The sequence below is a fragment of the Salmonella sp. 5800 genome, assembly GCF_046558195.1.
GTDB lineage: Bacteria > Pseudomonadota > Gammaproteobacteria > Enterobacterales > Enterobacteriaceae > Salmonella > Salmonella enterica.
The window spans coordinates 741,371-765,899 of the sequence record NZ_JBGDOX010000001.1 but is presented as its reverse complement, the minus strand read 5'-3'; the positions used below and the strand labels follow the sequence as shown (position 1 = coordinate 765,899).

At 52.8% G+C, this 24,529-nt stretch carries 28 protein-coding genes, 4 tRNA genes and 2 pseudogenes; 25 read left to right on the top strand and 9 right to left on the bottom strand.

Annotated elements, in window-relative coordinates; translation table 11 throughout:
* Window positions 1-4: 4 nt before the first annotated feature.
* From ACLJZ5_RS03945 to ldtA, 19 genes are all read left to right on the top strand, one after another.
* Window positions 5-637, top strand: coding sequence for a cobalt-precorrin-8 methylmutase (locus ACLJZ5_RS03945; protein ID WP_000558988.1), 633 nt, complete (start codon window positions 5-7; stop codon window positions 635-637).
* Window positions 637-1,776: a cobalt-precorrin-5B (C(1))-methyltransferase CbiD gene (cbiD, locus tag ACLJZ5_RS03940; protein ID WP_024798303.1), complete on the top strand. Its 1,140-nt coding sequence runs from the start codon at window positions 637-639 to the stop codon at window positions 1,774-1,776. The genes ACLJZ5_RS03945 and cbiD overlap by 1 nt, the downstream gene beginning before the upstream one ends.
* A complete protein-coding gene (locus ACLJZ5_RS03935; RefSeq protein ID WP_000958833.1) occupies window positions 1,770-2,375 on the top strand; it encodes a cobalt-precorrin-7 (C(5))-methyltransferase in 606 nt (201 codons plus the stop codon). The genes cbiD and ACLJZ5_RS03935 overlap by 7 nt, the downstream gene beginning before the upstream one ends.
* On the top strand, window positions 2,365-2,943 hold the full coding sequence (locus ACLJZ5_RS03930; RefSeq protein WP_000650985.1) for a decarboxylating cobalt-precorrin-6B (C(15))-methyltransferase: 579 nt from the start codon (window positions 2,365-2,367) through the stop codon (window positions 2,941-2,943). Before ACLJZ5_RS03935 ends, ACLJZ5_RS03930 begins: the two co-directional genes overlap by 11 nt.
* A complete protein-coding gene (locus ACLJZ5_RS03925; RefSeq protein ID WP_000004870.1) occupies window positions 2,927-3,700 on the top strand; it encodes a cobalt-precorrin-4 methyltransferase in 774 nt (257 codons plus the stop codon). The genes ACLJZ5_RS03930 and ACLJZ5_RS03925 overlap by 17 nt, the downstream gene beginning before the upstream one ends.
* The gene (gene cbiG, locus ACLJZ5_RS03920) at window positions 3,681-4,736 is read left to right on the top strand and encodes a cobalt-precorrin 5A hydrolase (protein ID WP_001098923.1); all 1,056 of its coding nucleotides are present in this window, start codon (window positions 3,681-3,683) and stop codon (window positions 4,734-4,736) included. Before ACLJZ5_RS03925 ends, cbiG begins: the two co-directional genes overlap by 20 nt.
* A complete protein-coding gene (locus ACLJZ5_RS03915) occupies window positions 4,736-5,461 on the top strand; it encodes a precorrin-3B C(17)-methyltransferase (protein WP_024798302.1) in 726 nt (241 codons plus the stop codon). Before cbiG ends, ACLJZ5_RS03915 begins: the two co-directional genes overlap by 1 nt.
* Window positions 5,458-6,249: a cobalt-precorrin-6A reductase gene (locus tag ACLJZ5_RS03910; RefSeq protein ID WP_001001983.1), complete on the top strand. Its 792-nt coding sequence runs from the start codon at window positions 5,458-5,460 to the stop codon at window positions 6,247-6,249. The genes ACLJZ5_RS03915 and ACLJZ5_RS03910 overlap by 4 nt, the downstream gene beginning before the upstream one ends.
* 2 nt (window positions 6,250-6,251) lie before the next feature.
* Window positions 6,252-7,046: a sirohydrochlorin cobaltochelatase gene (gene cbiK, locus ACLJZ5_RS03905; protein ID WP_000709784.1), complete on the top strand. Its 795-nt coding sequence runs from the start codon at window positions 6,252-6,254 to the stop codon at window positions 7,044-7,046.
* Complete coding sequence (locus ACLJZ5_RS03900; RefSeq protein WP_001013552.1) at window positions 7,043-7,756, top strand: cobalt-factor II C(20)-methyltransferase; 714 nt, start codon at window positions 7,043-7,045, stop codon at window positions 7,754-7,756. The genes cbiK and ACLJZ5_RS03900 overlap by 4 nt, the downstream gene beginning before the upstream one ends.
* Window positions 7,753-8,490: a cobalt ECF transporter S component CbiM gene (cbiM, locus tag ACLJZ5_RS03895; protein WP_000764336.1), complete on the top strand. Its 738-nt coding sequence runs from the start codon at window positions 7,753-7,755 to the stop codon at window positions 8,488-8,490. The genes ACLJZ5_RS03900 and cbiM overlap by 4 nt, the downstream gene beginning before the upstream one ends.
* Before the next feature lies 1 nt (window position 8,491).
* On the top strand, window positions 8,492-8,773 hold the full coding sequence (locus tag ACLJZ5_RS03890; RefSeq protein ID WP_024798301.1) for an energy-coupling factor ABC transporter substrate-binding protein: 282 nt from the start codon (window positions 8,492-8,494) through the stop codon (window positions 8,771-8,773).
* Window positions 8,760-9,437: an energy-coupling factor ABC transporter transmembrane protein gene (locus ACLJZ5_RS03885; RefSeq protein WP_000147138.1), complete on the top strand. Its 678-nt coding sequence runs from the start codon at window positions 8,760-8,762 to the stop codon at window positions 9,435-9,437. Before ACLJZ5_RS03890 ends, ACLJZ5_RS03885 begins: the two co-directional genes overlap by 14 nt.
* Window positions 9,438-9,445: 8 nt before the next feature.
* Window positions 9,446-10,261, top strand: coding sequence for an energy-coupling factor ABC transporter ATP-binding protein (locus ACLJZ5_RS03880; RefSeq protein ID WP_000881544.1), 816 nt, complete (start codon window positions 9,446-9,448; stop codon window positions 10,259-10,261).
* A complete protein-coding gene (locus ACLJZ5_RS03875; protein WP_024798300.1) occupies window positions 10,258-11,778 on the top strand; it encodes a cobyric acid synthase in 1,521 nt (506 codons plus the stop codon). The genes ACLJZ5_RS03880 and ACLJZ5_RS03875 overlap by 4 nt, the downstream gene beginning before the upstream one ends.
* A complete protein-coding gene (cobU, locus tag ACLJZ5_RS03870) occupies window positions 11,775-12,320 on the top strand; it encodes a bifunctional adenosylcobinamide kinase/adenosylcobinamide-phosphate guanylyltransferase (protein WP_024798299.1) in 546 nt (181 codons plus the stop codon). Before ACLJZ5_RS03875 ends, cobU begins: the two co-directional genes overlap by 4 nt.
* The gene (gene cobS / locus ACLJZ5_RS03865) at window positions 12,317-13,060 is read left to right on the top strand and encodes an adenosylcobinamide-GDP ribazoletransferase (RefSeq protein ID WP_023201846.1); all 744 of its coding nucleotides are present in this window, start codon (window positions 12,317-12,319) and stop codon (window positions 13,058-13,060) included. Before cobU ends, cobS begins: the two co-directional genes overlap by 4 nt.
* Window positions 13,061-13,086: 26 nt before the next feature.
* A complete protein-coding gene (cobT, locus tag ACLJZ5_RS03860; RefSeq protein ID WP_024798298.1) occupies window positions 13,087-14,157 on the top strand; it encodes a nicotinate-nucleotide--dimethylbenzimidazole phosphoribosyltransferase in 1,071 nt (356 codons plus the stop codon).
* Window positions 14,158-14,234: 77 nt separating this feature from the next.
* Window positions 14,235-15,164, top strand: coding sequence for a L,D-transpeptidase (gene ldtA / locus ACLJZ5_RS03855; RefSeq protein ID WP_001255048.1), 930 nt, complete (start codon window positions 14,235-14,237; stop codon window positions 15,162-15,164).
* A gap of 227 nt (window positions 15,165-15,391) precedes the next feature.
* Here the strand turns inward: ldtA and ACLJZ5_RS03850 are convergent.
* Window positions 15,392-15,467: transfer RNA gene (locus ACLJZ5_RS03850), tRNA-Asn, on the bottom strand.
* A 159-nt stretch (window positions 15,468-15,626) separates the two neighbouring features.
* Between ACLJZ5_RS03850 and ACLJZ5_RS03845 the strand changes: the two genes are divergently transcribed.
* The 4 genes from ACLJZ5_RS03845 to ACLJZ5_RS03830 all read left to right on the top strand — a co-directional run bounded on the left by ACLJZ5_RS03845 (window position 15,627) and on the right by ACLJZ5_RS03830 (window position 18,505).
* Entirely contained in the window at window positions 15,627-17,084 is a 1,458-nt protein-coding gene (locus ACLJZ5_RS03845; RefSeq protein WP_001538409.1) for an EmmdR/YeeO family multidrug/toxin efflux MATE transporter, read from the top strand.
* A 140-nt stretch (window positions 17,085-17,224) separates the two neighbouring features.
* Window positions 17,225-17,300, top strand: a tRNA-Asn gene (locus tag ACLJZ5_RS03840).
* 420 nt (window positions 17,301-17,720) lie between these two features.
* Window positions 17,721-18,185, top strand: a complete 465-nt coding sequence (locus tag ACLJZ5_RS03835; protein ID WP_024798297.1) for an STM2901 family protein — start codon at window positions 17,721-17,723, stop codon at window positions 18,183-18,185.
* Complete coding sequence (locus ACLJZ5_RS03830; protein ID WP_000228159.1) at window positions 18,179-18,505, top strand: DUF1493 family protein; 327 nt, start codon at window positions 18,179-18,181, stop codon at window positions 18,503-18,505. Before ACLJZ5_RS03835 ends, ACLJZ5_RS03830 begins: the two co-directional genes overlap by 7 nt.
* Here ACLJZ5_RS03830 and ACLJZ5_RS03825 read toward each other — a convergent pair.
* Window positions 18,494-18,654 (bottom strand): annotated as a pseudogene (locus ACLJZ5_RS03825) (cytoplasmic protein). The gene ACLJZ5_RS03830 and the pseudogene ACLJZ5_RS03825 overlap by 12 nt on opposite strands.
* A gap of 45 nt (window positions 18,655-18,699) precedes the next feature.
* Between ACLJZ5_RS03825 and ACLJZ5_RS03820 the strand changes: the two are divergent.
* Window positions 18,700-20,154, top strand: coding sequence for an AMP nucleosidase (locus tag ACLJZ5_RS03820; RefSeq protein ID WP_024798296.1), 1,455 nt, complete (start codon window positions 18,700-18,702; stop codon window positions 20,152-20,154).
* A 113-nt stretch (window positions 20,155-20,267) separates the two neighbouring features.
* Here ACLJZ5_RS03820 and ACLJZ5_RS03815 read toward each other — a convergent pair whose 3' ends face one another.
* Together ACLJZ5_RS03815 and ACLJZ5_RS03810 are read right to left on the bottom strand one after the other, a co-directional pair.
* Window positions 20,268-20,495 carry an Arm DNA-binding domain-containing protein gene (locus tag ACLJZ5_RS03815; RefSeq protein ID WP_049826052.1) on the bottom strand — a complete coding sequence of 76 codons (228 nt, stop codon included), beginning with the start codon at window positions 20,493-20,495 and terminating at the stop codon, window positions 20,268-20,270.
* Window positions 20,496-21,072: 577 nt separating this feature from the next.
* On the bottom strand, window positions 21,073-21,630 hold the full coding sequence (locus tag ACLJZ5_RS03810) for an NAD(P)H-dependent oxidoreductase (protein WP_024798295.1): 558 nt from the start codon (window positions 21,628-21,630) through the stop codon (window positions 21,073-21,075).
* Window positions 21,631-21,744: 114 nt separating this feature from the next.
* Here ACLJZ5_RS03810 and ACLJZ5_RS03805 point away from each other — a divergent pair, with 114 nt between their 5' ends.
* Window positions 21,745-22,086, top strand: coding sequence for a winged helix-turn-helix transcriptional regulator (locus tag ACLJZ5_RS03805; RefSeq protein WP_023137514.1), 342 nt, complete (start codon window positions 21,745-21,747; stop codon window positions 22,084-22,086).
* Between the two features lie 317 nt (window positions 22,087-22,403).
* Here the strand turns inward: ACLJZ5_RS03805 and ACLJZ5_RS03800 are convergent, their stop codons facing one another.
* The 5 genes and pseudogenes from ACLJZ5_RS03800 to mtfA all read right to left on the bottom strand — a co-directional run bounded on the left by ACLJZ5_RS03800 (window position 22,404) and on the right by mtfA (window position 24,501).
* Window positions 22,404-22,685, bottom strand: a complete 282-nt coding sequence (locus tag ACLJZ5_RS03800) for an Arm DNA-binding domain-containing protein (RefSeq protein ID WP_024798294.1) — start codon at window positions 22,683-22,685, stop codon at window positions 22,404-22,406.
* Window positions 22,686-22,850: 165 nt separating this feature from the next.
* A tRNA-Asn gene (locus ACLJZ5_RS03795) sits at window positions 22,851-22,926 on the bottom strand.
* Window positions 22,927-23,094: 168 nt separating this feature from the next.
* Window positions 23,095-23,360: pseudogene (locus ACLJZ5_RS03790) on the bottom strand (Arm DNA-binding domain-containing protein); the annotation flags it as partial.
* Between the two features lie 167 nt (window positions 23,361-23,527).
* Window positions 23,528-23,603, bottom strand: a tRNA-Asn gene (locus tag ACLJZ5_RS03785).
* A gap of 100 nt (window positions 23,604-23,703) precedes the next feature.
* Window positions 23,704-24,501: a DgsA anti-repressor MtfA gene (gene mtfA, locus ACLJZ5_RS03780; protein WP_023214916.1), complete on the bottom strand. Its 798-nt coding sequence runs from the start codon at window positions 24,499-24,501 to the stop codon at window positions 23,704-23,706.
* Window positions 24,502-24,529 lie beyond the last annotated feature (28 nt).

Here is a 24,529-nt window from a genome sequence, read left to right as displayed (position 1 = left end):
CAGTATGCATTATATCCAGCAGCCCCAAACCATTGAGGCCAACAGTTTCACCATTATTAGCGACATTATTCGCGAAACGCGTCCTGATTACCGTTTCGCCAGCCCGCTCCATGAGGCCATTATCAAGCGGGTTATTCATACCACCGCCGATTTCGACTGGCTGGACATTTTGTGGTTCTCTGCCGATGCGCTGGAGCAGCTTTGTGATGCGTTACGCCATCCGTGCATTATTTATACCGATACCACGATGGCGCTGTCCGGCATTAATAAAAGATTACTGGCGACGTTTGGCGGCGAGTGTCGCTGTTATATCAGCGATCCGCGCGTGGTGCGCGCCGCACAAACGCAGGGGATTACCCGTTCAATGGCCGCCGTCGATATCGCTATCGCCGAGGAGGAGAAAAACAAGCTCTTTGTTTTCGGTAATGCGCCGACGGCCCTGTTCCGTTTGCTTGAACATAACGTGACGGTGAGCGGCGTGGTGGGCGTACCGGTAGGCTTTGTCGGCGCGGCGGAGTCCAAAGAGGCGCTCACCCATAGCCATTTCCCCGCGGTTGCCGCGTTAGGGCGTAAAGGCGGCAGTAACGTGGCTGCCGCTATCGTCAATGCGCTGCTCTATCACCTCCGGGAGGCCTGATGAGCGAGCTTTCTTTTGACACGCCGGTCTGGCACCACGGTAAAGCGTTACGTAAAGGATATACCACCGGTTCCTGCGCGACGGCGGCGGCAAAAGTCGCCGCGCTGATGGTATTGCGTCAACATCTGATTCATCAGGTCTCCATCGTCACGCCGTCGGGCGTCACGCTATGCCTGAACGTGGAGTCGCCGCACATTGAAGGCCAGCAGGCGATAGCCGCAATTCGTAAAGATGGCGGCGATGATGTGGATGCCACGCACGGAATGCTGATTTTTGCCCGCGTTACGCTCAACGACAGCGGTGAGATTACGCTCACTGGCGGCGAAGGTATTGGTAGGGTAACGCGTAAAGGGGTTGGACTACCGCTCGGGAGCGCCGCCATCAATCGTACGCCGCGCCATACCATTGAGTCTGCAGTGCGCGAAGCGATAGGCCCGGCGCGTGGGGCCGATGTGGAGATTTTTGCCCCGGAAGGCGAAGCGCGGGCGCAAAAAACGTATAACTCGCGGCTTGGCATTCTTGGCGGCATTTCCATTATTGGCACTACCGGCATTGTGACGCCGATGTCGGAAGAAAGCTGGAAACGCTCGCTATCGCTGGAACTGGAGATCAAACGGGCGTCAGGATTAACGCGGGTGATACTCGTGCCGGGCAACCACGGCGAACGGTTTGTTCGCGAACAAATGGGCGTCGACACACAGGCAGTCGTCACCATGAGCAATTTTGTCGGCTACATGATTGAAGAGGCGGTACGGCTGGGATTTTGCCAGATAGTGCTGGTGGGGCATCCTGGAAAACTGATCAAAATCGCCGCCGGGATCTTTCATACCCATAGCCATATTGCCGATGCGCGCATGGAAACGCTGGTCGCGCATTTAGCTTTACTGGGCGCGCCGCTGGAGTTACTCACCCTGGTCAGCGATTGCGATACCACCGAAGCGGCAATGGAGCACATTGAAGCATATGGCTTCGGGCATATCTATAACCATCTTGCCAGGCGTATTTGTTTGCGAGTCATGCAGATGCTGCGTTTTACCAAAACGCCGCCTGTCTGCGACGCCATCCTGTTTTCTTTTGATAACCATATTCTCGGCAGTAATCGTCCCGTCGACGAGATTGCTAAGGAGCTGCAATGCTAACGGTCGTGGGAATGGGGCCCGCTGGACGGCATTTGATGACGCCTGCGGCGCTGGAAGCGATAGACCACGCCGATGCGCTGGCAGGCGGTAAACGGCATTTGGCGCAGTTTCCGGCGTTTGGCGGCGAACGATTTACGCTGGGCGCGGATATTGGCGCGTTGTTGTCATGGATTGCCGCCCGTCGGGATAAAGGGATCGTGGTGCTGGCCTCCGGCGATCCGCTGTTTTATGGCATCGGTACACGCCTGGTGGCGCATTTTGGTATCGAACAGGTTCGCATTATCCCTGGCATCAGCGCCGTACAGTATCTGTGCGCACAGGCTGGAATTGATATGAATGACATGTGGTTGACCAGTAGCCACGGTCGTTGCGTCAGCTTCGAGCAGCTGGCGAACCATCGCAAAGTGGCGATGGTCACGGATGCCCGCTGCGGGCCGCGGGAAATCGCGCGGGAGCTGGTCGCGCGCGGTAAAGGGCATCGCTTAATGGTGATTGGTGAAAATCTGGCGATGGAAAATGAGCGGATCCACTGGCTACCCGTCAGTGCGGTCAACGCCGACTATGAAATGAATGCAGTGGTGATCCTGGATGAAAGATGAGCTTTTTCTGCGCGGCGAGAACGTGCCAATGACCAAAGAGGCGGTACGGGCGCTGGCACTGTCGAAACTTGAGCTCCACCGCGCCAGTCACCTGATTGACGTCGGGGCGGGAACGGGAAGCGTCTCAATTGAAGCGGCGCTGCAATTTCCTTCGTTGCAGGTGACGGCTATTGAGCGTAATCCTGCCGCGCTACGGCTGCTTGATGAGAATCGTCAGCGCTTTGCCTGCGGCAATATCGATATTCTCCCCGGCGAAGCGCCAATGACCATAACCGGGAAAGCCGATGCGGTGTTTATGGGCGGCAGCGGCGGGCATCTGACGGCGCTGATTGACTGGGCGATGGGCCATCTGCATCCCGGTGGCCGTCTGGTGATGACCTTTATCTTGCAGGAAAACCTCCATAGCGCGCTGGCGCATCTTGCGCACATCGGCGCATGTCGAATGGACTGTGTACAGCTTCAGCTTTCATCGTTAACGCCGCTGGGGGCGGGACACTATTTCAAACCGAACAACCCTGTTTTTGTTATCGCCTGTCAGAAGGAAGAAAACCATGTCAGAGACATTTGATCCACGCTGTGTATGGTTCGTCGGCGCCGGGCCGGGCGATCGCGAGCTGATCACGCTTAAAGGCTACCGCCTGCTGCAACAGGCGCAGGTAGTTATCTATGCCGGTTCGCTGATCAATACCGAACTGCTGGATTACTGCCCCGCGCAGGCAGAACGCTACGACAGCGCCGAACTGCATCTTGAGCAGATTATCGAGCTGATGGCCGCGGGCGTGAAAGCGGGAAAAACGGTGGTGCGGTTGCAAACGGGCGATGTCTCGCTGTACGGCTCCGTGCGTGAGCAAGGCGAAGAGTTAACCCGCCGTGGTATCGACTGGCAGGTAGTGCCTGGCGTCAGCGCGTTTCTCGGCGCTGCGGCGGAGCTGGGTGTGGAATATACCGTACCGGAGGTATCGCAGAGTCTCATTATTACCCGTCTGGAAGGGCGTACGCCAGTACCGGCGCGCGAACAACTGGAGGCGTTCGCCAGTCACCAGACGTCGATGGCGATTTATCTCTCCGTTCAGCGTATTCATCGGGTGGCGGAACGTCTCATTGCCGGCGGTTATCCGGCAACTACGCCTGTCGCGGTCATCTATAAGGCTACCTGGCCGGAAAGCCAGACCGTTCGCGGCACATTAGCGGATATTAGCGACAAAGTACGTGATGCTGGCATCCGTAAGACGGCGCTAATCCTGGTCGGGAATTTTCTGGGTAAGGAGTATCACTACTCAAGACTTTATGCAGCGGACTTTAGCCATGAATACCGTAAAGCCTGAATCCATTGCGTTGTTTTGCCTGACGCCCGGCGGCGTGGCGCTGGCAAAGAGACTCGCCGCGATGCTGCCGTTAACCTGCTTTACCAGTGAAAAACTGCGGGAAGAGGGATTTATTCCCTTCGATGGCGGATTCGCTAATACCGCCCGGCAGGCTTTTACCACTTATACCGCGCTTATTTTTATCGGCGCGACCGGCATTGCCGTTCGTGTCCTGGCGCCGTTAGTGAACGATAAGTTCAGCGATCCGGCGGTGGTCGTCATTGATGAACGTGGTCAGCATGTCATTAGCCTGCTTTCCGGTCATGCGGGCGGGGCCAATGCCTTGACGCGCTACCTGGCAGGAATGTTAGGCGCCGATCCGGTGATTACCACGGCAACGGATGTCAATGAGATGTCCGCGTTGGACACTTTAGCTTTCCAGCTTAACGCCCGCATGACCGATCTTCGCACGGCGGTAAAAACCGTTAACCAGATGTTGGTCAGTCATCAACGTGTAGGGTTATGGTGGGATGCCGAACTAACGGAAGAGATCGGCCAGTGTGATATTCGCGGTTTTATCCCTGTTGATGATTTGCAGCGGCTGCCTGAACTGGATGCGCTTATCTGCGTCTCTTTGCGTAATGACCTCCCTGAGCTTCCCGTACCGCACTGGAAACTGGTGCCCCAGCGTGTGGTGGCGGGAATTGGTTGTCGCCGCGATACGCCATTTCCCCTGTTAGCGACATTACTGGCGCGTCAGCTTGAAGCGCAAAAACTCGATCCGCTGGCGTTAAAAGCAATTGGCAGCGTCACGCTCAAAAAAGGGGAACCGGGGCTTATTCAGCTCGCCTCCTGCTGCCGCGTGCCTTTTAAAACCTTTACCGCCGAAGCGTTGCGCGAATTCGAACACCATTTTCCCGGTTCTGGCTTCGTCAGAAAAACGGTGGGCGTTGGCAGCGTATCCGGCCCGGCTGCGTGGTTATTAAGCCAGGGACAATTGTTAGGCGAGACCCTGCGAGAACAGGGCGTCACTATTACTTTGGGAGTTGCACACTGATGTTAAGCGTAATCGGAATTGGCCCTGGCTCACAGTCAATGATGACCATGGAAGCGATTGAGGCGTTACAGGCGGCGGAAATCGTCGTCGGTTATAAAACCTACACCCACCTGGTGAAAGCCTTTACCGGCGATAAGCAGGTGATCAAAACCGGGATGTGCAAAGAGATTGAACGCTGCCAGGCGGCGATTGAGCTGGCGCAGGCCGGGCATAACGTGGCGCTGATTAGCAGCGGCGACGCCGGTATTTACGGCATGGCGGGACTGGTGCTGGAGCTGGTGAGCAAGCAGAAGCTGGATGTAGAGGTTCGCCTTATTCCGGGGATGACCGCCAGTATCGCAGCCGCCTCGCTGCTGGGTGCGCCGCTGATGCACGACTTCTGTCATATCAGCCTCAGCGACCTGCTGACCCCGTGGCCGGTAATTGAAAAGCGTATCGTTGCCGCCGGAGAGGCAGACTTTGTTATCTGTTTTTACAACCCGCGCAGCCGCGGGCGCGAAGGGCATCTGGCGCGCGCGTTTAACCTGCTTACCGCCAGTAAAAGCGCGCAGACGCCGGTTGGCGTGGTGAAATCCGCCGGACGTAAGAAAGAGGAAAAATGGCTGACTACGCTCGGCGATATGGATTTTGAACCGGTAGATATGACCAGTCTGGTCATCGTTGGTAATAAGACGACCTATGTTCAGGATGGGCTGATGATAACGCCGCGAGGTTACACGCTGTGAATGAGGGGGAAGTGCTGGTGGTGGGCGGCACCAGCGATGCGCGCGCGTTATGCCGACAACTGGATGCGGCGAACGTCGCGTACACCTTATCCGTGGCGACGCCAGCCGGAAAAGCGCTGGCTGGCGACATTAAAGGACAGGTGCGCTGTGGTCGTCTGGAGTACGGGCAGATGGTCGCCTGGCTAAAAGAAAACCGTACTCGCTGGGTAATAGATGCATCGCATCCTTATGCAGAAATGGTCAGCCATAACCTCCTTCGCGCCTGTGAAACGGCAGGCGTGTTGTTAAGTCGTTATCAGCGTCCGGAGCAGCTTAGCAATCTGACGCATCCGCTTCTCTATACGGCGCGCAGTATTGCCGATGCCTGCGAGATAGCGAGGCGTTTTGGTCCGCGCGTGTTACTGACGACCGGCAGTAAAGATCTGGCCGTCTGGCGTGCCGGACTGGCGGAAAAAACGTTGCTGGCGCGTGTACTGCCCGTGGCGGAGGTGATTCAACGCTGCAGCGAACTGGGGTTCGGCGTTGGAGAAATTTTCGCTCTGTGTGGGCCGTTCAGCGCTGATTTTAACGCCGCGTTTTACCACCAGTGCCGGGCCGACGTGGTCATTACCAAAGCGTCCGGCGCGGAGGGGGGATATCAGGAAAAAGTTCAGCCCTGTCTGGATGCGGGCATTCCCTGCATCGTTATTGCGCGCCCGACGCCGCTTGTGACGGGTGATGAGTTACTGGAAAGCCAGGCCGCCTTTGCGCAGCGTTTATCGCGCTGGCTGGCCGCAGCTAAGGAGTAAAAATGAAAAAAGCGCTTCTGGTGGTCAGTTTTGGCACCAGCTATCACGACACCTGTGAAAAAAACATTGTGGCGTGCGAACGTGATCTGGCGGCGTCCTGTCCCGATCGCGACCTGTTTCGCGCCTTCACTTCCGGAATGATCATTCGCAAGCTTCGCCAGCGTGACGGTATCGACATCGATACGCCATTACAGGCTTTGCAAAAGCTTGCCGCACAGGGATATCAGGACGTGGCGATTCAGTCGTTGCACATTATTAACGGCGACGAATATGAAAAAATTGTCCGTGAAGTACAACTCTTGCGTCCGTTATTCACTCGCCTGACGCTGGGCGTGCCGCTGCTGAGCAGCCATAACGATTATGTGCAGCTAATGCAGGCGTTGCGACAACAGATGCCATCGCTCAGACAAACGGAGAAAGTCGTTTTTATGGGCCACGGCGCCAGCCATCATGCATTCGCTGCTTATGCCTGTCTCGATCATATGATGACCGCGCAGCGCTTTCCGGCGCGCGTCGGCGCCGTAGAAAGCTACCCGGAGGTCGACATCCTGATCGACAGCCTGCGTGACGAAGGCGTCACCGGCGTACATTTGATGCCATTAATGCTGGTGGCGGGCGATCACGCCATTAATGATATGGCTTCAGACGACGGCGACTCATGGAAAATGCGCTTTAACGCGGCGGGTATTCCGGCGACGCCGTGGCTGAGCGGGCTGGGAGAAAACCCGGCTATCCGGGCGATGTTTGTCGCGCATTTGCACCAGGCGCTGAACATGGCGGTAGAGGAGGCGGCATGAACGGTAAATTATACGCATTAAGTACCGGGCCAGGCGCGCCCGACCTGATAACCGTCCGCGCAGCGCGGATTCTTGGCTCGCTGGACATTCTGTATGCGCCCGCCGGTCGTAAGGGGGGCGATAGTCTGGCGCTGTCGATTGTGCGCGACTATCTCGGCGAGCAGACGGAAGTACGTTGTTGCCATTTCCCTATGAGCGCTGACGGTGCCGAGAAAGAAGCGGTCTGGAACGAGGTTGCCGCCGCGCTTACCGCAGAGGTGGAAGCGGGTAAACAGGTCGGTTTTATTACCCTGGGCGATGCGATGCTATTCAGTACCTGGATTTTTTTACTCCAGCGAATCGGCTGCCCGGAGTGGCTGGAGATTGTCCCCGGCGTCACGTCCTTCGCCGCGATAGCCGCCCGCGCGAAAATGCCGCTCGCCATAGAACGGCAATCGCTGGCGGTTATTTCTTGTACCGCGCCGGAAGCGGAAATAGCCCAGGCGCTACAACAGCATGATAGCCTGGTGTTGATGAAAGTGTATGGCCGGTTCGCCCGTATTAAAGCGTTGCTGGCGCAGGCTGGCCTGCTGGAATGCGCCTTAATGATGTCCGAGGCCACACTGCCCGGCGAGCAGTGCTGGCGCCATCTCCACGAGGTCAACGATGATCGACCGTTGCCCTATTTTTCGACCATTCTGGTCAATAAACAGTGGGAGTATGCAGAATGAAACTTGAACAGCAGCTTAGACAGTTGTCTTTCAGTGGACTGGCTGCAGCGCTATTGCTGATGGTTGTCCCGCAACAGGCGTTTGCGATGCATATCATGGAGGGCTTTTTACCGCCAGTGTGGGCGCTGGCCTGGTGGTTACTGTTTTTACCCTGCTTGTGGTATGGGCTGGTGCGCTTACGGCGTATTGTGCAGGAGGATAATCATCAGAAGGTACTGCTGGCGTTGTGCGGCGCGTTTATTTTTGTCCTGTCCGCGCTCAAAATTCCGTCGGTAACGGGGAGTTGTTCACATCCGACCGGCGTTGGTCTGGCGGTTATCTTGTTCGGGCCCGGGGTGGTGGCGATTCTCGGTGCGGTTGTGCTGTTGTTTCAGGCGCTATTGCTGGCGCACGGCGGCCTGACGACGCTTGGCGCAAATGGAATGTCGATGGCGGTGATTGGCCCGGTTGTCGGTTATCTGGTGTGGAAAATGGCCTGCCGTGCCGGACTGCGCCGCGATGTCGCCGTTTTTCTGTGCGCGATGCTGGCGGATTTGGCGACCTATTTTGTGACTTCAGTCCAGCTTGGCGTTGCGTTTCCCGATCCCCATGCCGGAGCGACAGGGTCTGTTGTGAAGTTTATGGGGATTTTCTGCCTCACACAGATTCCTGTCGCCATTGCCGAAGGTTTATTAACCGTCATGATTTATGACCAGTTGACTAAACGGCAAGTGATTACCGTACAAGGACATTAAAATGAAAAAAATGTTGATGTTGTTAGCGATGGTGGTGGCGCTGGTGATTCTGCCGTTTTTTATTAACCACGGCGGTGAATATGGCGGTTCAGACGGCGAAGCGGAAAGCCAGATTCAGGCTATTGCGCCGCAGTATAAACCCTGGTTTCAGCCGTTATATGAACCTGCCAGCGGTGAAATTGAAAGCCTGCTGTTTACCCTTCAGGGCTCTCTTGGCGCGGCGGTGATTTTTTATATCCTGGGGTATTGCAAAGGTAAACAACGCCGTGATGACCGGGCTTGATCGACTCAGCTATCAAAGCCGCTGGGCACACGTTGCGCCGCAGCGCAAGTTTTTGCTGTGGCTGGCGATGATGATACTGGCGTTTGTTCTGCCGCCTGTAGGGCAGGGCATTGAGCTGCTGATCATTGCCGGATTGAGCTGTTGGCTATTGCGCATATCCCTCTGGCGCTGGTGTCGATGGATGGCGATACCTTTTGGATTTTTGTTGGTCGGCGTGATAACGATTATCTTCAGCATCAGCCGCGAGCCGCAAATGCTGCTGGCTGGCATCTCTGTCGGGCCGTACTGGATCGGGATTACCCGTGCGGGCGTGGTTACGGCGAATGAAACGTTCTGGCGTAGCCTGACGGCGCTGTCCGCGACGTTGTGGCTGGTGATGAACCTACCGTTTCCGCAGTTAATTAGCTTGCTTAAGCGCGCGCATATTCCACGCCTGCTTACCGAGCAAATCCTGTTAACGTGGCGCTTTCTCTTTATTCTTCTGGATGAGGCGGTGGCAATTCGTCGCGCGCAAACGCTGCGTTTTGGTTATTGCAGCCTGCCGAACGGCTATCGATCTCTGGCAATGCTGACTGGACTCCTGTTTACGCGGGTGTTAATGCGTTATCAGCAAATGACTACCACGCTGGATATCAAACTGTATCAGGGTGATTTTCACCTGTAAGGACTATTATGCTTGCCACTTCAGACCTGTGGTTTCGTTATCAGGATGAGCCGGTACTTAAAGGGTTAAATCTGGATTTTTCGCTTTCGCCTGTTACCGGTTTGGTGGGTGCGAACGGCTGTGGGAAGTCTACGCTTTTTATGAACCTGAGCGGCCTGTTGCGTCCGCAAAAAGGGGCCGTGTTGTGGCAGGGAAAACCGCTGGATTACAGCAAGCGCGGACTACTGGCGCTGCGCCAGCAAGTTGCGACGGTTTTTCAGGACCCTGAACAGCAGATTTTTTATACTGATATCGATAGCGATATTGCGTTTAGTTTACGTAATTTGGGGGTGCCGGAAGCGGAAATCACGCGCCGCGTCGACGAGGCGCTAACGCTGGTTGACGCCCAACATTTTCGCCATCAGCCCATTCAGTGTTTGAGTCATGGGCAAAAAAAACGTGTGGCTATCGCCGGAGCGCTGGTGCTACAGGCGCGCTATCTATTGCTGGATGAACCCACTGCCGGTCTCGATCCCGCAGGGCGCACTCAGATGCTTGCTATCATCAGGCGGATTGTGGCGCAGGGCAATCATGTCATTATCTCCAGCCATGATATCGATCTTATTTATGAAATTAGCGATGCCGTATACGTGTTACGTCAGGGCCAGGTCCTGACGCATGGCGCGCCTGGCGAGGTTTTCGCGTGTACGGAAGCGATGGAACAAGCGGGGCTAACCCAGCCCTGGCTGGTCAAACTTCATACTCAACTGGGACTGCCGCTGTGTAAAACAGAAACGGAGTTTTTTCATCGAATGCAAAAGTGCGCATTCAGGGAGGCGTCATGACACAGGCAGTTATGTTGCAGGGGACGGCATCCGACGTCGGCAAAAGTGTGCTGGCGGCGGGTTTATGCCGCATTTTTTATCAGGATGGTCTGCGTACCGCGCCGTTTAAATCGCAAAATATGGCGCTTAATTCTGGTATTACGCCGGATGGCAAAGAGATGGGGCGGGCGCAGATTTTTCAGGCGGAAGCCGCGGGGATCACGCCAGATGTGCGTATGAATCCGGTGCTGCTCAAACCGACCAGCGATCGCCAGGCGCAGGTCGTGCTGATGGGGAAAGTGGCGACCAATATGGATGCGGTTAGTTACCATGACTATAAACCGCGTTTGCGTGAGCAAATTCTTGCGGTCTATAACAGCCTGGCGCAGGAATATGACGTTATTGTGCTGGAAGGCGCCGGAAGCCCGGCGGAAATCAATCTGCGCGATCGCGATATCGTCAATATGGGAATGGCGGAAATGGCCCAGTGTCCGGTTATTCTGGTGGCGGATATCGACCGGGGCGGCGTATTCGCCGCTATTTATGGCACGCTGGCGCTGCTGCATAAACAGGAGCGTGACAGAGTAAAGGGCGTCATTATCAACAAATTCCGCGGCGACGTGGCGCTACTCTATTCCGGTATCGAACAAATCGAATCGCTTACCGGCGTCCCGGTCCTGGGGGTGATGCCGTGGCTGGATGTGGATCTGGAAGATGAAGATGGCGTCGCGCTGCAAAACGATAAATATCGCGGTAACGCCCCCCGTGATATCACTATTGCCATTGTGCAACTGCCACATATTTCTAACTTTACGGATTTTAACGCTCTGGCGGCGCAGCCGGATGTGCGCATACGCTATATTCGCCGCCCGGAAGCGTTGACTGACGTTGATCTGGTGATCCTGCCGGGCAGTAAGAATACGCTGAGCGACCTCTCCTGGCTGCGCGAAAGCGGGATGGCGGATGCGGTATTGCAGACACATCGGCAGGGCGTGCCAGTGATGGGAATTTGCGGCGGCTACCAGATGCTGGGCGACACCATTGTGGATGAGGTGGAGTCGGGGCTGGGTACGCAGCCGGGCCTGGGGCTGCTTAATACGATCACTCGCTTTGCACAGGATAAAACCACGACGCAGGTTAACGCGACAATGTCAGACGAGCTGCCCGGCTGGCTGGTTGCCGCGGCGGGGCTACCGGTACGCGGTTATGAAATTCACATGGGGGAAACGGTGCTACAGGAAGGATGCTGTACGGCCATGACGTTACAGAAAAATGGATGCTCTGTGGCGGATGGCGCGGTCACCGCCGATGGACTGGCGTTTGGCACTTACCTTCATGGCCTGTTTGACAGCGATGCGTTTACCCGTGCGGTGGTCAATGGGTTACGGGCGCGAAAAGGACTTGCGCCGTGGGAAACGACTTTTTGTTATGCGGAGCATAAAGCGCGGCAATTTGATCTGCTGGCGGAAGCGATGCGGCAACATATTGATATTGATAAAATTTATACCATCATGCAACAACATCAGGAGCCGGTATGATGATTCTGGTGACGGGCGGGGCGCGTAGTGGTAAAAGCCGTCATGCTGAAGCCTTAATTGGCGATGCGCCGCAGGTACTGTATATCGCCACCTCGCAGATTCTTGATGACGAGATGGCGGCGAGAATTCAGCATCATAAAGATGGCAGGCCGGCACACTGGCGGACCGCAGAATGCTGGCGGCATCTTGATACGTTGATTACCGCGGATCTTGCCCCTGACGACACGATTTTGCTGGAATGTATTACCACCATGGTGACGAATCTGCTGTTTGCGCTGGGAGGCGAAAACGATCCCGAGCAGTGGGATTATGCGGCGATGGAGCGCGCCATTGACGATGAAATTCAGATTTTAATTGCAGCCTGCCAGCGCTGCCCGGCGAAAGTGGTACTGGTGACAAATGAGGTGGGAATGGGGATCGTCCCGGAAAACCGTCTGGCGCGCCATTTTCGTGATATTGCCGGTCGGGTCAACCAACGACTGGCGGCAGCGGCGGATGAGGTCTGGCTGGTAGTCTCAGGTATTGGAGTCAAAATTAAATGAGTAAGCTGTTTTGGGCCATGCTCGCTTTTATTAGCCGCTTGCCCGTGCCGTCACGCTGGTCGCAGGGACTGGATTTCGAGCAGTATTCGCGTGGGATCGTGATGTTTCCCTTTATCGGATTGATTCTGGGGGGCGTAAGCGGCCTGATTTTCATCCTCCTGCAACCCTGGTGCGGTATTCCGCTAGCGGCGTTGTTCTGTATTCTGGCGCTGGCGCTGCTGACCGGTGGTTTTCACCTGGATGGGCTGGCCGATACCTGCGATGGCATTTTTTCCGCGCGCCGCCGTGAGCGAATGCTGGAGATTATGCGTGATAGTCGCCTGGGAACCCATGGCGGGCTGGCGCTTATTTTCGTGCTACTGGCAAAAATTCTGGTGGTCAGTGAACTGGCGTTACGTGGAACGCCAATGTTGGCGGCGCTGGCGGCGGCCTGTGCGGCTGGGCGTGGCAGCGCCGTTTTATTGATGTACCGTCATCGCTACGCCCGTGACGAGGGGCTCGGCAATGTATTTATCGGTAAAGTCAGCGGACGGCAAACCTGCATTACTCTGGGATTGGCGGTAATCGTCGCCACGGTATTACTGCCTGGTATGCAAGGACTGGCCGCAATGGTGGTCACACTCGCGGCGATTTTCATCCTTGGCCAGTTGCTTAAACGTACGCTTGGCGGTCAAACCGGCGATACGCTGGGCGCGGCGATCGAACTTGGCGAACTGATCTTTCTGCTGGCTCTGTTATGAGCCGATTATTACGGACGAGACATCTTATGCAGACACTACACGCTTTACTCCATGACATTCCTGCGCCGGACGCCGAGGCGATGGCGCGTGCGCAGCAACATATTGACGGCCTACTCAAACCGCCGGGCAGCCTGGGCAGGCTGGAGGCCTTAGCCGTTCAGCTCGCAGGAATGCCGGGTCTTAACGGTATGCCGCAGGTAGGTGAAAAGGCGATGCTGGTGATGTGCGCCGACCATGGCGTCTGGGATGAAGGCGTGGCGGTTTCGCCCAAAATCGTGACGGCGATTCAGGCGGCGAATATGACGCGGGGAACAACCGGCGTATGCGTGCTTGCCGCTCAGGCCGGTGCGAAGGTGCATGTCATTGATGTTGGTATTGATGCTGAACCTATTCCTGGCGTAGTTAATATGCGCGTCGCGCGCGGCTGCGGAAATATTGCCGTTGGCCCGGCGATGAGTCGCTCGCAGGCTGAGGCGCTTTTGCTGGAGGTTTCCCGCTACACCTGCGACCTGGCGCAACGCGGCGTGACCTTATTTGGCGTAGGGGAGCTGGGAATGGCGAACACTACGCCAGCCGCCGCGATGGTCAGCGTTTTTACAGGAAGTGATGCAAAAGAGGTGGTGGGGATTGGCGCGAATCTTCCGCCTTCCCGCATCGATAATAAAGTGGACGTCGTGCGGCGGGCGATTGCGATTAATCAGCCCAATCCGCGCGATGGCATTGATGTGTTGTCGAAGGTGGGGGGTTTCGATCTGGTCGGGATGACCGGCGTGATGCTTGGCGCGGCAAGGTGTGGCTTACCCGTATTGCTGGATGGCTTTCTTTCCTACTCGGCAGCGCTGGCGGCCTGTCAGATTGCGCCTGCGGTGAGACCTTATCTGATCCCGTCGCACTTTTCGGCGGAAAAGGGTGCCCGCATCGCGCTCGCGCATTTGTCTATGGAGCCCTATTTGCATATGGCGATGCGGTTAGGTGAAGGAAGCGGCGCGGCGCTGGCGATGCCGATCGTGGAAGCCGCGTGCGCCATGTTCCACAATATGGGGGAGTTAGCGGCCAGTAATATTGTCCTGCCGGAGGGGAACGCAAACGCAACATAACCCGGGCGCACAACACCAGCCATGTGAGAAAAAAGCTATACTTAACGCACACCTGCCGCGACAAAGGAAGGGATATAATGCGTCGTACCACACCTTTTTTTCCGTTTTTCGTCTTGTTGGTAAGCCATTTCTCGCTGGCTATAAGCTATCCGTTGCCGCCCGAAGGCAGTCGTCTGGTAGGACAGCCTGTCACAATCGCCGTACCACAGAACAATACTCAGCCCTTAGAGTCATTTGCCGCCCGCTACGGTCAGGGGCTGAGTAATATGCTTGAAGCGAATCCCGGCGTGGATGTGTTTTTACCTCAGTCTGGTTCCACACTGGTGGTGCCGCAGCAGTTGATTCTGCCTGACACCGTTCGTGAAGGTATTGTGGTAAACGTCGCCGAGATGCGCCTTTATTATTATCCCGCAGGCACGAATACGGTTGAGGTGCTACCCATTGGTATTGGTCAGGCTGGCCGTGAAACGCCGCGCAACTGGGTAACTGCGGTTGAACGCAAACAAGATGGCCCGGTTTGGGTGCCAACGGCTAATACGCGTCGGGAATATGCTAAAGAGGGAAAAACGCTGCCCGCGATGGTGCCTGCGGGGCCGGATAACCCTATGGGGCTATACGCAATATATATCGGCAGGTTATATGCCATCCATGGCACTAACGCTAACTTTGGCATTGGCCTTCGCGTCAGTCAGGGCTGTATCCGTTTACGCAATGACGATATTAAATATTTATTCGACCATGTTCCTGTAGGAACCCGCGTTCAGATTATCGACAGGCCCGTTAAATTTTCGGTAGAGCCGGATGGCAGTCGTTGGCTGGAGGTACACGAACCGCTTTCTCGTAACCGTGCTGAATTTGAGTCAGACAAAAAAGTTCCATTGCCCGTTACGCCAGTGCTGCGCACGTTTATCAAAGGGGATGACGTTGATACTTCGCGGGTTAATGAGGTGCTGGAGCGCCGTTCCGGAATGCCGGTCAACATTAGCGCGGGCAGGTCTGGCCTTTAAATATCCTGCTACATTGCTGGTTTTCATGGGCTGGAGCATCTGTATTAGTAGTGAGTGTCATGGCAGGGGCTTCATTTTCTCAGCGAACCGTGAGGCCCCCGATTAAGTCCCCAAAAACTATGGATGTCAAAAAACCCGGCAAACCTTATCAGGTCAACCGGGTAAAGATAAGTTCTTGTTTTTTTTAAACATCTCCGGACTCGCTGGGAGATCCCGAAACTAAAATCTGGCTCCTCTGACTGGACTCGAACCAGTGACATACGGATTAACAGTCCGCCGTTCTACCGACTGAACTACAGAGGAATCGTGTGGGGTCGTATATTAGCGGCGGAAAAATTTTTGTCAAACCCCATTTAACCTCTTACAGATTCGATTGCGGGTTATCTCATCACTTTGTTGCATTTGCAGACATTTTTTCTGCAAAAAGCTTTGCAGCCTTACGATTTCTCGCTCATTATTGAAATGTGGTTTCAACTCTCTTCTTTAAGGTCCATTTTGAACGTCTCCACTGCCTTACGCCAGGCTGTCGTCCGTACGCCCTGGTATGCCAAACGCAAGAGCTACAAAGTGTTGTTCTGGCGTGAAATCACCCCACTTGCTATCCCTATTTTTCTGGAAAATACCTGTGTTTTGCTAATGGGCGTGCTCAGTACTTTTCTCGTCAGTTGGCTGGGCAAGGAAGCAATGGCGGGCGTGGGGCTTGCCGACAGTTTTAATATGGTAATTATGGCTTTTTTTGCGGCTATCGATCTTGGTACTACGGTGGTGGTTGCCTTTAGCCTGGGCAAGCGCGACAGGCGACGGGCAAGGGCGGCGGCGCGCCAGTCGCTGGTGATTATGACGCTATTTGCCGTTGTGTTGGCAGTGGTCATTCATTATTTCGGCAGTGAAATTATTAATATTGTCGCAGGCGAGGCGACGCCAGAAGTAAAGGGGCTGGCGTTAACGTACCTTGAACTGACGGTGCTGAGTTATCCGGCTGCGGCAATTGCGCTAATCGGTAGCGGCGCGCTGCGTGGGGCTGGTAATACGAAAATCCCGTTGATGATTAACGGCGGGATGAACATTCTCAATATTATCATCAGCAGCATCCTGATTTACGGGGCTTTCTCCTGGCAAGGGCTGGGTTTTGCCGGCGCGGGGCTGGGGTTAACCATTTCGCGCTACATCGGCGCGGTAGCGATTATTTGGGTGCTGATGATTGGTTTTAATCCGGCGCTGCGCATTCCGCTGAAAAGCTATCTGAAGCCGCTGAATTTCGGCATTATCTGGGAAGTGATGGGTATTGGTATTCCGGCGAGCATTGAGTCAGTGCTGTTCAACGGTGGCAAGCTACTGACACAAATGTTTGTCGCCGGAATGGGCACTAACGTTATTGCGGGTAACTTTATTGCCTTTTCCGTGGCGGCGCTTATCAACCTGCCGGGTAACGCCCTTGGTTCGGCGTCGACTATTATCACCGGTAAGCGTCTTGGTACCGGACAAATTGGTCAGGCAGAGCGTCAACTGCGCCATGTATTCTGGATGTCGACTATCGTACTTACGGCAATCGCCTGGGGGACAGCGCCGTTCGCGGGTCTGTTTGCCTCATTTTATACCCAGGAGCAGGACGTAAAAGAGGTAGTGAAAGTTCTGCTCTGGCTTAATGCTGCCTTTATGCCAATTTGGGCGGCCGCGTGGGTGTTGCCGTCGGGTTTTAAAGGCGCGCGCGATGTGCGATTTGCGATGTGGGTATCGATGCTGGGGATGTGGGGCTGTCGCGTTGTGGCAGGGTATACGCTTGGTATTGTGCTGGGTATGGGGGTTGTAGGGGTTTGGCTGGGGATGTTTCTTGACTGGGCCGTGCGCGGCGCACTGTTTTACTGGCGTCTGGTAAGCGGGCGCTGGCTGTGGAGATACCCGCGCGTAAAGAGGGAGTAAGCGCTTTTTGCTGTGAAAATCATCAGGAAACGGTGAATTTTAACCGAAGTGTGGAATAAAACAGCAAACGAACTTTTTTTGTGAAAACAGGCTTTGACAAGCCAGGGGCACCTCGTTAATATTCGCCCCGTTCACACGATTCCTCTGTAGTTCAGTCGGTAGAACGGCGGACTGTTAATCCGTATGTCACTGGTTCGAGTCCAGTCAGAGGAGCCAGATTTTAGTTTCGGGACATCCCAGCGAGTCCGGAGACGTTTAAAAGACAAGAAATTATCTTTACCCGGTTGACCTGATAAGGTTTACCGGGTTTTTGATATCCATAGTTTCTTGAGGGCTTAATCGGAGGCTTCACGGTTCGTTGGAAAAATGGAGCCCCCGCCGATGGCATTAACCGATACCGCTATCCGCAAGATCAAACCCGTATCAGTATGCTGACATATAGATGTGTTCGGTTCAAACGGAGCGATCACACAAGCTTGCCAGGTGATGCCCCTGGTGGGAATCGCGACTGTCTCTTTCATCTGATTTCAGATATTTCCCGTGATCTTGATCCGTTCTTTCCCAAAAGATTGATTTCTTTCATTCGAAACAAGGCTGTATAATAAGTAAACCAAAATAGCAGCTATAGAGTTTCTAATGGATACAGTAGAAGAACTAAATGGAACATACTTCTATGCAGGAAAATCCAATCTGACTGCTGCCGAACTTCTGTTTATGATTTTTTGTGAGAATACCGCAAGCCAGTTTGGGATTGGTGTTGCAGATTTCGGGGCCGTTGTTGCTCTGGTATCAGGTCGTAATAATCTCTGGACAAGGGCGAAACCCGCTGGAGCGACTAAAGGCACATCATACGCGTCCAGGACTGCACGTACAGTGTTTAAAAAGTCAAAATTTCCCTTTGGAATATCCCTTCCGACATGGTTAGGCGGTTACACCCCGTGGACAGCCAGACGTGTTATGGTTCGTAACATTGCGCCGTTTGTTGGACGGTCCATTCCTTTGATCGGGGAAATTATCCTTGCCGCAGATGTGTCACAAATAACATATCGCACTATACGCGACTACAATACCATTGCTCGGGGCAATGATAAGTTATGGTAGACAATATTGAACAGCAAGTTTACGAGCTTGTACGGCCTTATGCTGGCACATATCTGTTCAACATTAAGCAAGTGGAATTAACACCAGAGATTGACCTTGATACTGATCTGAGCATTGATGAACTTGAAGCCGAAGATCTCATGAATAAATTTTTCGAGAAACTCAATGTCGAGCGAGGTAACTTCAGAATAGAAACCTATTTTCCTAATCACCCTTTTTCATGGCATCCGTTCAAGAAAACGGAGCCTGTACCCGTCCCAGATTTCACTATCAGCATGCTGATCGAGTCAGCAAAAGCCGGGAAATGGTTATATGACTAATTGTAATGAACTTAACAAATGGCTGTACCAGTACCCTTCTTTTTGAGCGATGATGGTGGCCTAAGATAGTTCTCTTTTCTTTTTAAAGGGTTCATGTTTACTGCCGCCGCCCTTACGCTAACCCCTTTAGTTTCCTCCTTTGCTGTCATACTATCGAATGACGTGCCTCACCTGTGAACGCTAAGGAGAATAATATGGAAAATAAAGGCACAAACCTGACGCCCGAGCAGGCGCTGGATCGCCTGGAGGAGCTGTACGAGCAGTCGGTTAACGCGCTCCGTGAAGCCATCGCTGACTATGTTGATAACGGTACGCTGCCCGATCCCCACGCCAGGCTTAACGGACTGTTTGTTTATCCTTCGCTGTCTGTAAGCTGGGATGGCGCGACACCGAACCCACCTAAAACACGCGCTTTTGGACGCTTTACTCATCCCGGCTGTTATACCACTACCGTTACGCGGCCTGCGCTATTTCGCGCTTATCTTCTGGAACAGCTTAACCTCGTTTACCATGATTATGGCGCGCATATTACGGTAGAGGCCTCGCACCATGAGATCCCGTATCCTTACGTGATCGACGGCTCAGCTCTGACGCTGGATCGTTCTATGAGCGCCGGGCTAACGCGCCATTTTCCTACCACAGAACTGGCGCAGATTGGCGATGAGACGGCAGACGGTCTGTTCCACCCCGGCGAATTCTATCCGTTATCGCACTTCGACGCGCGTCGTGTTGACTTCTCGTTGGCCCGGTTACGGCACTATACCGGTACGCCGGTTGAACATTTTCAGCCCTTCGTTTTGTTTACCAACTACACCCGCTATGTCGATGAGTTTGTGCGCTGGGGATGCAGCCAAATTCTTGATCCTGACAGTCCCTATGTCGCGCTTTCCTGTGCCGGCGGAGTTTGGATCACGGCAGAAACGGAAGCGCCGGAAGAGGCTATTTCCGATCTGGCCTGGAAGAAGCATCAGATGCCCGCCTGGCACCTGGTAACGGCAGATGGGCAGGGGATTACGCTGGTAAATATCGGTGTCGGCCCTTCAAATGCTAAAACGATTTGCGACCATTTGGCCGTGTTGCGGCCTGACGTCTGGCTTATGATTGGGCACTGTGGAGGGTTACGAGAAAGTCAGGCGATTGGCGATTATGTGCTGGCCCATGCCTACTTACGCGATGATCATGTGCTGGATGCCGTTCTACCGCCTGATATTCCTATTCCAAGCATTGCGGAAGTACAGCGTGCACTGTACGACGCTACCAAAGTGGTTAGCGGAATGCCCGGCGAAGAGGTGAAACAGCGACTGCGTACGGGAACGGTCGTCACCACGGATGACCGTAACTGGGAGCTTCGTTATTCTGCATCGGCGCTGCGATTCAACCTTAGCCGCGCGGTTGCGATTGATATGGAGAGCGCGACGATTGCAGCCCAGGGCTATCGCTTTCGTGTGCCTTACGGCACGTTGCTTTGTGTTTCTGACAAACCTTTACACGGTGAAATTAAACTGCCCGGGCAGGCAAACCGGTTTTATGAGGGGGCTATTTCAGAACATTTGCAAATTGGTATTCGTGCTATTGATTTGCTACGCGCAGAAGGTGATCGTTTGCACTCACGTAAATTACGCACGTTTAATGAGCCACCGTTTCGCTAACGAAATGAGCTGTCGCCTGCTGTTGGACAGGAGCGGAAGAGGCGTATTTATGTGATATGGAAACTGGTTGAATGAAGCCTTAGCGGGAGGCGATTCCGCATCCCGCTAAGGCCTTATTGTGCCGCGAGCTTCATCACCATCGCCGGAGACCTGTCACCGATAATCGCCTCTACGTCAGGAAACGCGCCGGAAGGCGAAAACATTGCGTCGCACTTCACGCTCCTTGAGCGCCTGACCCACAAGCCCGGATTGACAAGCAGATACAGACCCTGAGAATCGGTCAGTTTAAAGGGGTTATCAGAAGGCTTGATACTGCGGATTTTCGCGTCGGACAGGGACATATGGTGGTCACTCCATTATCGAACTGAAATGATCCCAAATCAGACCACCAATTTCGCCGGATACGCAGGAAAAACCAGACACACATCGGGAAAGATTTTCACGATAACTTATTGAAATCTAAGGTAATAAGAATTTATAAGTAAGCCTGAAAACAGGAATTTGGCTCCTCTGACTGGATACTGATATTGATTTATCATATTGAATTTATGAAGATTTTATTTTTAAAATTGGAGTGAAGCCCTCAATAAGGCGCCAAACGCAATAACTATTCTGAAATGTGATATTTGTCATGTTTTAGATTACTCTTTGGCCGTAAGTGGGCATAACAGACAGCTTTGTGTCAAAGTGGACATCGGTTATGTAATTACCTGAGTGCCAAAGCCAAAATATCAGTACGATAACCAACTCAATACGAAATTTGTGAGTTGGTTTGTAATGGTTCGGTTAAATTTCACTGTGTTCTTTTGGCTTAATTACAAGTAAGGCAATCAAGACACTAATTGATGCAGCAAGCAGAACCATATTATTTACTGCATCATAAGCGAAAATATATGAGAATGGGCTATCAAATTAACATTAATTACTTGTTACTAACTCACTGTAAGTTAATTTAGTTAAGTACTTAACATAGTCTACTGCGTTTTCTTTAATCACTTCTTTGGAAGGGTTATATTCTGCACCATAAAAGGCAAAGTGTGGAACATATTCAGCACCAACATATTTAATCGTAATTTCAAATGGGCGAAGTACTTCTTGCATGGTAAATTTATAACGGCCATTCGCCATATAGTCTGCAAGTTCAATACCGGCAGTTACAGCCAAAGCTATTTTTTTATTCTTCAGCTTATCGCCTGTAGAGCCGTATGCCCATCCATAAAGAAACACTTCATCCAGCCATTGTTTCAACATGGGAGGGCAGTTGAACCAGTAAACTGGGAACTGCAAAACCAGCGACTCATGTTGCTCAACCAGTCTTTGCTCAGTTTCGATATTGATCCTGCCGTCAGGGTATGCTTTATAAAGCTCATGGACAGTAAACTGATCAGGATACTTTTTTAACTCATTTATCCAACACTGATTAACAACTGAATTTTCAATATTTGGATGAGCGACAACTATAAGCGTTTTTTTCATCATTTCCTCATTCAGGACTGACTTGCGATTGGGTTACTCAGGAGTATATGATTGGCCCTGTCGTTTGTGAAGTACGCAAATTTAGGTTATATACTTACCAAAAGGAGAGTGTAAATGGTGACTGAGACATGCTCACAGACTGGTATCAACCTGGAGGAAACCGATTTTGGTTATACTCTTTCCTTAATTAGCGGGAAATATAAAATGATAGTTATGTACTGGTTAAATGAAAATAAACCAGTCATGCGATACAACGAGCTTAAACGCCGCATCGGTACGATTTCTTTCAAAACTCTGAGTAATACTCTGAAAGAACTCGAACAAGATGGAATAATCAATAGGGTGGAGTATCCTCAAATACCGCCCAAAGTTGAATACAGTCTTTCAAAACGAGGGGAATCATTAATGCCAATTCTGGATTTAATGTGTGATTGGGGTGGGAAAAACCGCAACTAATAATTTAGTGGTGTGGATACAGATGATGAACAACTCTGAGTAATTCTCAACTGTTCATAGCAGACTTCGGCGATCGGTGTAATGATTGGCATCGCTCAGTCCGGCTGGTGACTGGTGATGCTTAGCGATTGATCAGATCGCACAATCCGGGCTGAGTTCCCTCAAAGCGATCTGCTATTCCACACTATTTAGGAACACGTTATCGTAGCTTAGCTGATAGCCTGCATATCATGATAGATAAATGCAGATATTTTCTGAATCACTTCAAAGTGTAATCCTTAGGGGGCGAATGGCTATATCCCGTTCTTAGCCGACTGTCAGAACTGGCTATACACCTGCGCCACATACCGCTCACGCTCGTCACCATGCCCCAAATCCATCGCTACCATCGCCAGCGCCTCTTTCCTGCTAAACTCCTTCGCCAGATAGTGACGAAGGCTAGCTTCTAGCTTCTTCTCTTTGCCATCAATGCGGTACTTCATGTACCAGAGTTTTGAGCCGTTGGGTTTGATCAGCAGGTTGGGTTCTGAACCGTCGGTGATCTTGAAGGATTTCTCGGTGAGTTTGATCTTGCGGATAGCGGTATCGGTTAATGCCATAGGAGGGGGCTCCATTTTCTCAACGAACCGTGAGGCCCCCGATTAAGTCCCCAAAAACTATGGATGTCAAGAAACCCGGTAGGCCTTCGCAGGCCAACCGGGTAAAGATAAGTTCTTGTTTTTTAAACGTCTCCGGACTTACCAGGATGTCCCGAAACGGAAATTTGGCTCCTCTGACTGGACTCGAACCAGTGACATACGGATTAACAGTCCGCCGTTCTACCGACTGAACTACAGAGGAATCGTGTGAACGGGGCGCATAGTAACGATGTGCGATCGGCTTGTCAAAGGGGGAAATAAGATTGCGCGTTTGTTTGCTGACAAAAACAACAAAGCGTTGAAGTTTTGATCTAATCCCTGCTTTGCCCCGGCATGGCGCAACTTTGTCTGTAATTGCACAAGTCAAATTTTCCTGAAGGATTTTTTCATCAGCCTGTTTTTTTTGCGTTCGGGTCAATCCCCTGAGCCAGCTACCTTTTAGCCTCGTCACGGCATTATCTGGCATCGGCAAGCGATACAGCAGGGTAAACCCCAATGGAAAACACCTCCTGATTGCCATAATAGCGGTAGCCCAACTGCCAGTATTTCGAACCGATAGAGGCCAAACCCGTCAGTGAGCTTGACGGCCTTTTCCGCTGGTCTGGCATTTTTTACTTTGGTATCAGTCAGTGACATGACGGTTCCCTCGGCGTACCGGTAAAACGCAAATCGAACCAGCTTTACCAGCAAAAGGGTATAGCTTCGAATGATTTTTAGTGAACGAGGGTGAACCTGAAGAAGGAGATAACCAGTTGATATAAATGCAGAAAGCAGACGTCAGTGAACGTCTGCTTCCCTAAATTTGGCTCCTCTGACTGGACTCGAACCAGTGACATACGGATTAACAGTCCGCCGTTCTACCGACTGAACTACAGAGGAATTGTTTCAACGAGGCGCATAATACTGGGCCCGCTATAACGTGTCAACAGTAAAATTAACGCGCCAATTCAATTGGTTAATTAACCCACAAAGTGAGGAATTAATGTTCGGATTCCTCGCCGTAGTCGCCTTCGGCAGCGCTTACCCGTAAGCGCTGAGAAGGATCCTGGCGATAGAACTGGCAAAAACGCTGCCATAGCGCCGGGAAACGCGGAGCAAACAGTTCTGGCGCGCTGAAAAAATACTCTGACAACACGGCAAAACATTCTGCAGGGTCGGTGGCGGCATAGGCATCTATACTGGCAGCGCTTTCGCCAACAAGATCGATTTCATCCTGAATATTATTCATTGCCGCGTGGAGATCGTGTTCCCAGCCAGCCACATCGCGCAACGGGATGAAAGGGATGCCGCTGGCGCGATCGCCATTACGCATATCCAGTTTGTGCGCGACTTCATGGATAATGAGGTTGAAACCCGAAGCATCGAACGAGTCCTGGATATCCAGCCAGTTCAGAATGATGGGCCCTTGTTGCCAGCTTTGTCCCGACTGTACGACACGCTGGCTGTGCACCAGACCTATGTCATCTTCCCATTCATCATCTACCACAAAGGGCGCGGGATAAATGAGCACTTCATGAAAACCATCAAGCCACTCAATACCGAGCTCCAGGATCGGTAAGCAAAAAATTAACGCAATACGTGCACTTTTTAACGAGTCGAGCTCAAATCCCTGTAGCGCTACCAGTCTTTTCTGCTGCAAAAAACGTTCGGCTAGCGCAATAAGCCGAGCCTGTTCTTGCGCGGTGAGGTTTACCAGAAGAGGTATAGCCAGCGCATCATTCCACGGCCAGTCTTCGTTCTGGGTTATTTCTTGTGCTTTCCAGGGCCACTTAATCATCGTTTTGCTCGTAAACTCGTCACTTGAA

What these genes read in the sequence shown, in the direction of transcription:
- cbiK (WP_000709784.1), top strand. Translation starts at nt 6,252, where the DNA reads ATGAAAAAAGCGCTTCTGGTGGTCAGTTTTGGCACCAGCTATCACGAC.
- mtfA (WP_023214916.1), bottom strand. Translation starts at nt 24,501, where the DNA reads ATGATTAAGTGGCCCTGGAAAGCACAAGAAATAACCCAGAACGAAGAC.
- ACLJZ5_RS03935 (WP_000958833.1), top strand. Translation starts at nt 1,770, where the DNA reads ATGCTAACGGTCGTGGGAATGGGGCCCGCTGGACGGCATTTGATGACG.
- ACLJZ5_RS03820 (WP_024798296.1), top strand. Translation starts at nt 18,700, where the DNA reads ATGGAAAATAAAGGCACAAACCTGACGCCCGAGCAGGCGCTGGATCGC.
- ACLJZ5_RS03875 (WP_024798300.1), top strand. Translation starts at nt 10,258, where the DNA reads ATGACACAGGCAGTTATGTTGCAGGGGACGGCATCCGACGTCGGCAAA.
- cbiG (WP_001098923.1), top strand. Translation starts at nt 3,681, where the DNA reads ATGAATACCGTAAAGCCTGAATCCATTGCGTTGTTTTGCCTGACGCCC.
- ACLJZ5_RS03810 (WP_024798295.1), bottom strand. Translation starts at nt 21,630, where the DNA reads ATGAAAAAAACGCTTATAGTTGTCGCTCATCCAAATATTGAAAATTCA.
- cobU (WP_024798299.1), top strand. Translation starts at nt 11,775, where the DNA reads ATGATGATTCTGGTGACGGGCGGGGCGCGTAGTGGTAAAAGCCGTCAT.
- ACLJZ5_RS03880 (WP_000881544.1), top strand. Translation starts at nt 9,446, where the DNA reads ATGCTTGCCACTTCAGACCTGTGGTTTCGTTATCAGGATGAGCCGGTA.
- cbiD (WP_024798303.1), top strand. Translation starts at nt 637, where the DNA reads ATGAGCGAGCTTTCTTTTGACACGCCGGTCTGGCACCACGGTAAAGCG.
- ACLJZ5_RS03805 (WP_023137514.1), top strand. Translation starts at nt 21,745, where the DNA reads ATGGTGACTGAGACATGCTCACAGACTGGTATCAACCTGGAGGAAACC.
- ACLJZ5_RS03915 (WP_024798302.1), top strand. Translation starts at nt 4,736, where the DNA reads ATGTTAAGCGTAATCGGAATTGGCCCTGGCTCACAGTCAATGATGACC.
- ACLJZ5_RS03945 (WP_000558988.1), top strand. Translation starts at nt 5, where the DNA reads ATGCATTATATCCAGCAGCCCCAAACCATTGAGGCCAACAGTTTCACC.
- ACLJZ5_RS03930 (WP_000650985.1), top strand. Translation starts at nt 2,365, where the DNA reads ATGAAAGATGAGCTTTTTCTGCGCGGCGAGAACGTGCCAATGACCAAA.
- ACLJZ5_RS03925 (WP_000004870.1), top strand. Translation starts at nt 2,927, where the DNA reads ATGTCAGAGACATTTGATCCACGCTGTGTATGGTTCGTCGGCGCCGGG.
- ACLJZ5_RS03830 (WP_000228159.1), top strand. Translation starts at nt 18,179, where the DNA reads ATGGTAGACAATATTGAACAGCAAGTTTACGAGCTTGTACGGCCTTAT.
- ldtA (WP_001255048.1), top strand. Translation starts at nt 14,235, where the DNA reads ATGCGTCGTACCACACCTTTTTTTCCGTTTTTCGTCTTGTTGGTAAGC.
- ACLJZ5_RS03845 (WP_001538409.1), top strand. Translation starts at nt 15,627, where the DNA reads ATGTGGTTTCAACTCTCTTCTTTAAGGTCCATTTTGAACGTCTCCACT.
- cobS (WP_023201846.1), top strand. Translation starts at nt 12,317, where the DNA reads ATGAGTAAGCTGTTTTGGGCCATGCTCGCTTTTATTAGCCGCTTGCCC.
- ACLJZ5_RS03900 (WP_001013552.1), top strand. Translation starts at nt 7,043, where the DNA reads ATGAACGGTAAATTATACGCATTAAGTACCGGGCCAGGCGCGCCCGAC.
- ACLJZ5_RS03835 (WP_024798297.1), top strand. Translation starts at nt 17,721, where the DNA reads ATGGATACAGTAGAAGAACTAAATGGAACATACTTCTATGCAGGAAAA.
- ACLJZ5_RS03890 (WP_024798301.1), top strand. Translation starts at nt 8,492, where the DNA reads ATGAAAAAAATGTTGATGTTGTTAGCGATGGTGGTGGCGCTGGTGATT.
- ACLJZ5_RS03800 (WP_024798294.1), bottom strand. Translation starts at nt 22,685, where the DNA reads ATGGCATTAACCGATACCGCTATCCGCAAGATCAAACTCACCGAGAAA.
- cobT (WP_024798298.1), top strand. Translation starts at nt 13,087, where the DNA reads ATGCAGACACTACACGCTTTACTCCATGACATTCCTGCGCCGGACGCC.
- ACLJZ5_RS03815 (WP_049826052.1), bottom strand. Translation starts at nt 20,495, where the DNA reads ATGTCCCTGTCCGACGCGAAAATCCGCAGTATCAAGCCTTCTGATAAC.
- cbiM (WP_000764336.1), top strand. Translation starts at nt 7,753, where the DNA reads ATGAAACTTGAACAGCAGCTTAGACAGTTGTCTTTCAGTGGACTGGCT.
- ACLJZ5_RS03885 (WP_000147138.1), top strand. Translation starts at nt 8,760, where the DNA reads ATGACCGGGCTTGATCGACTCAGCTATCAAAGCCGCTGGGCACACGTT.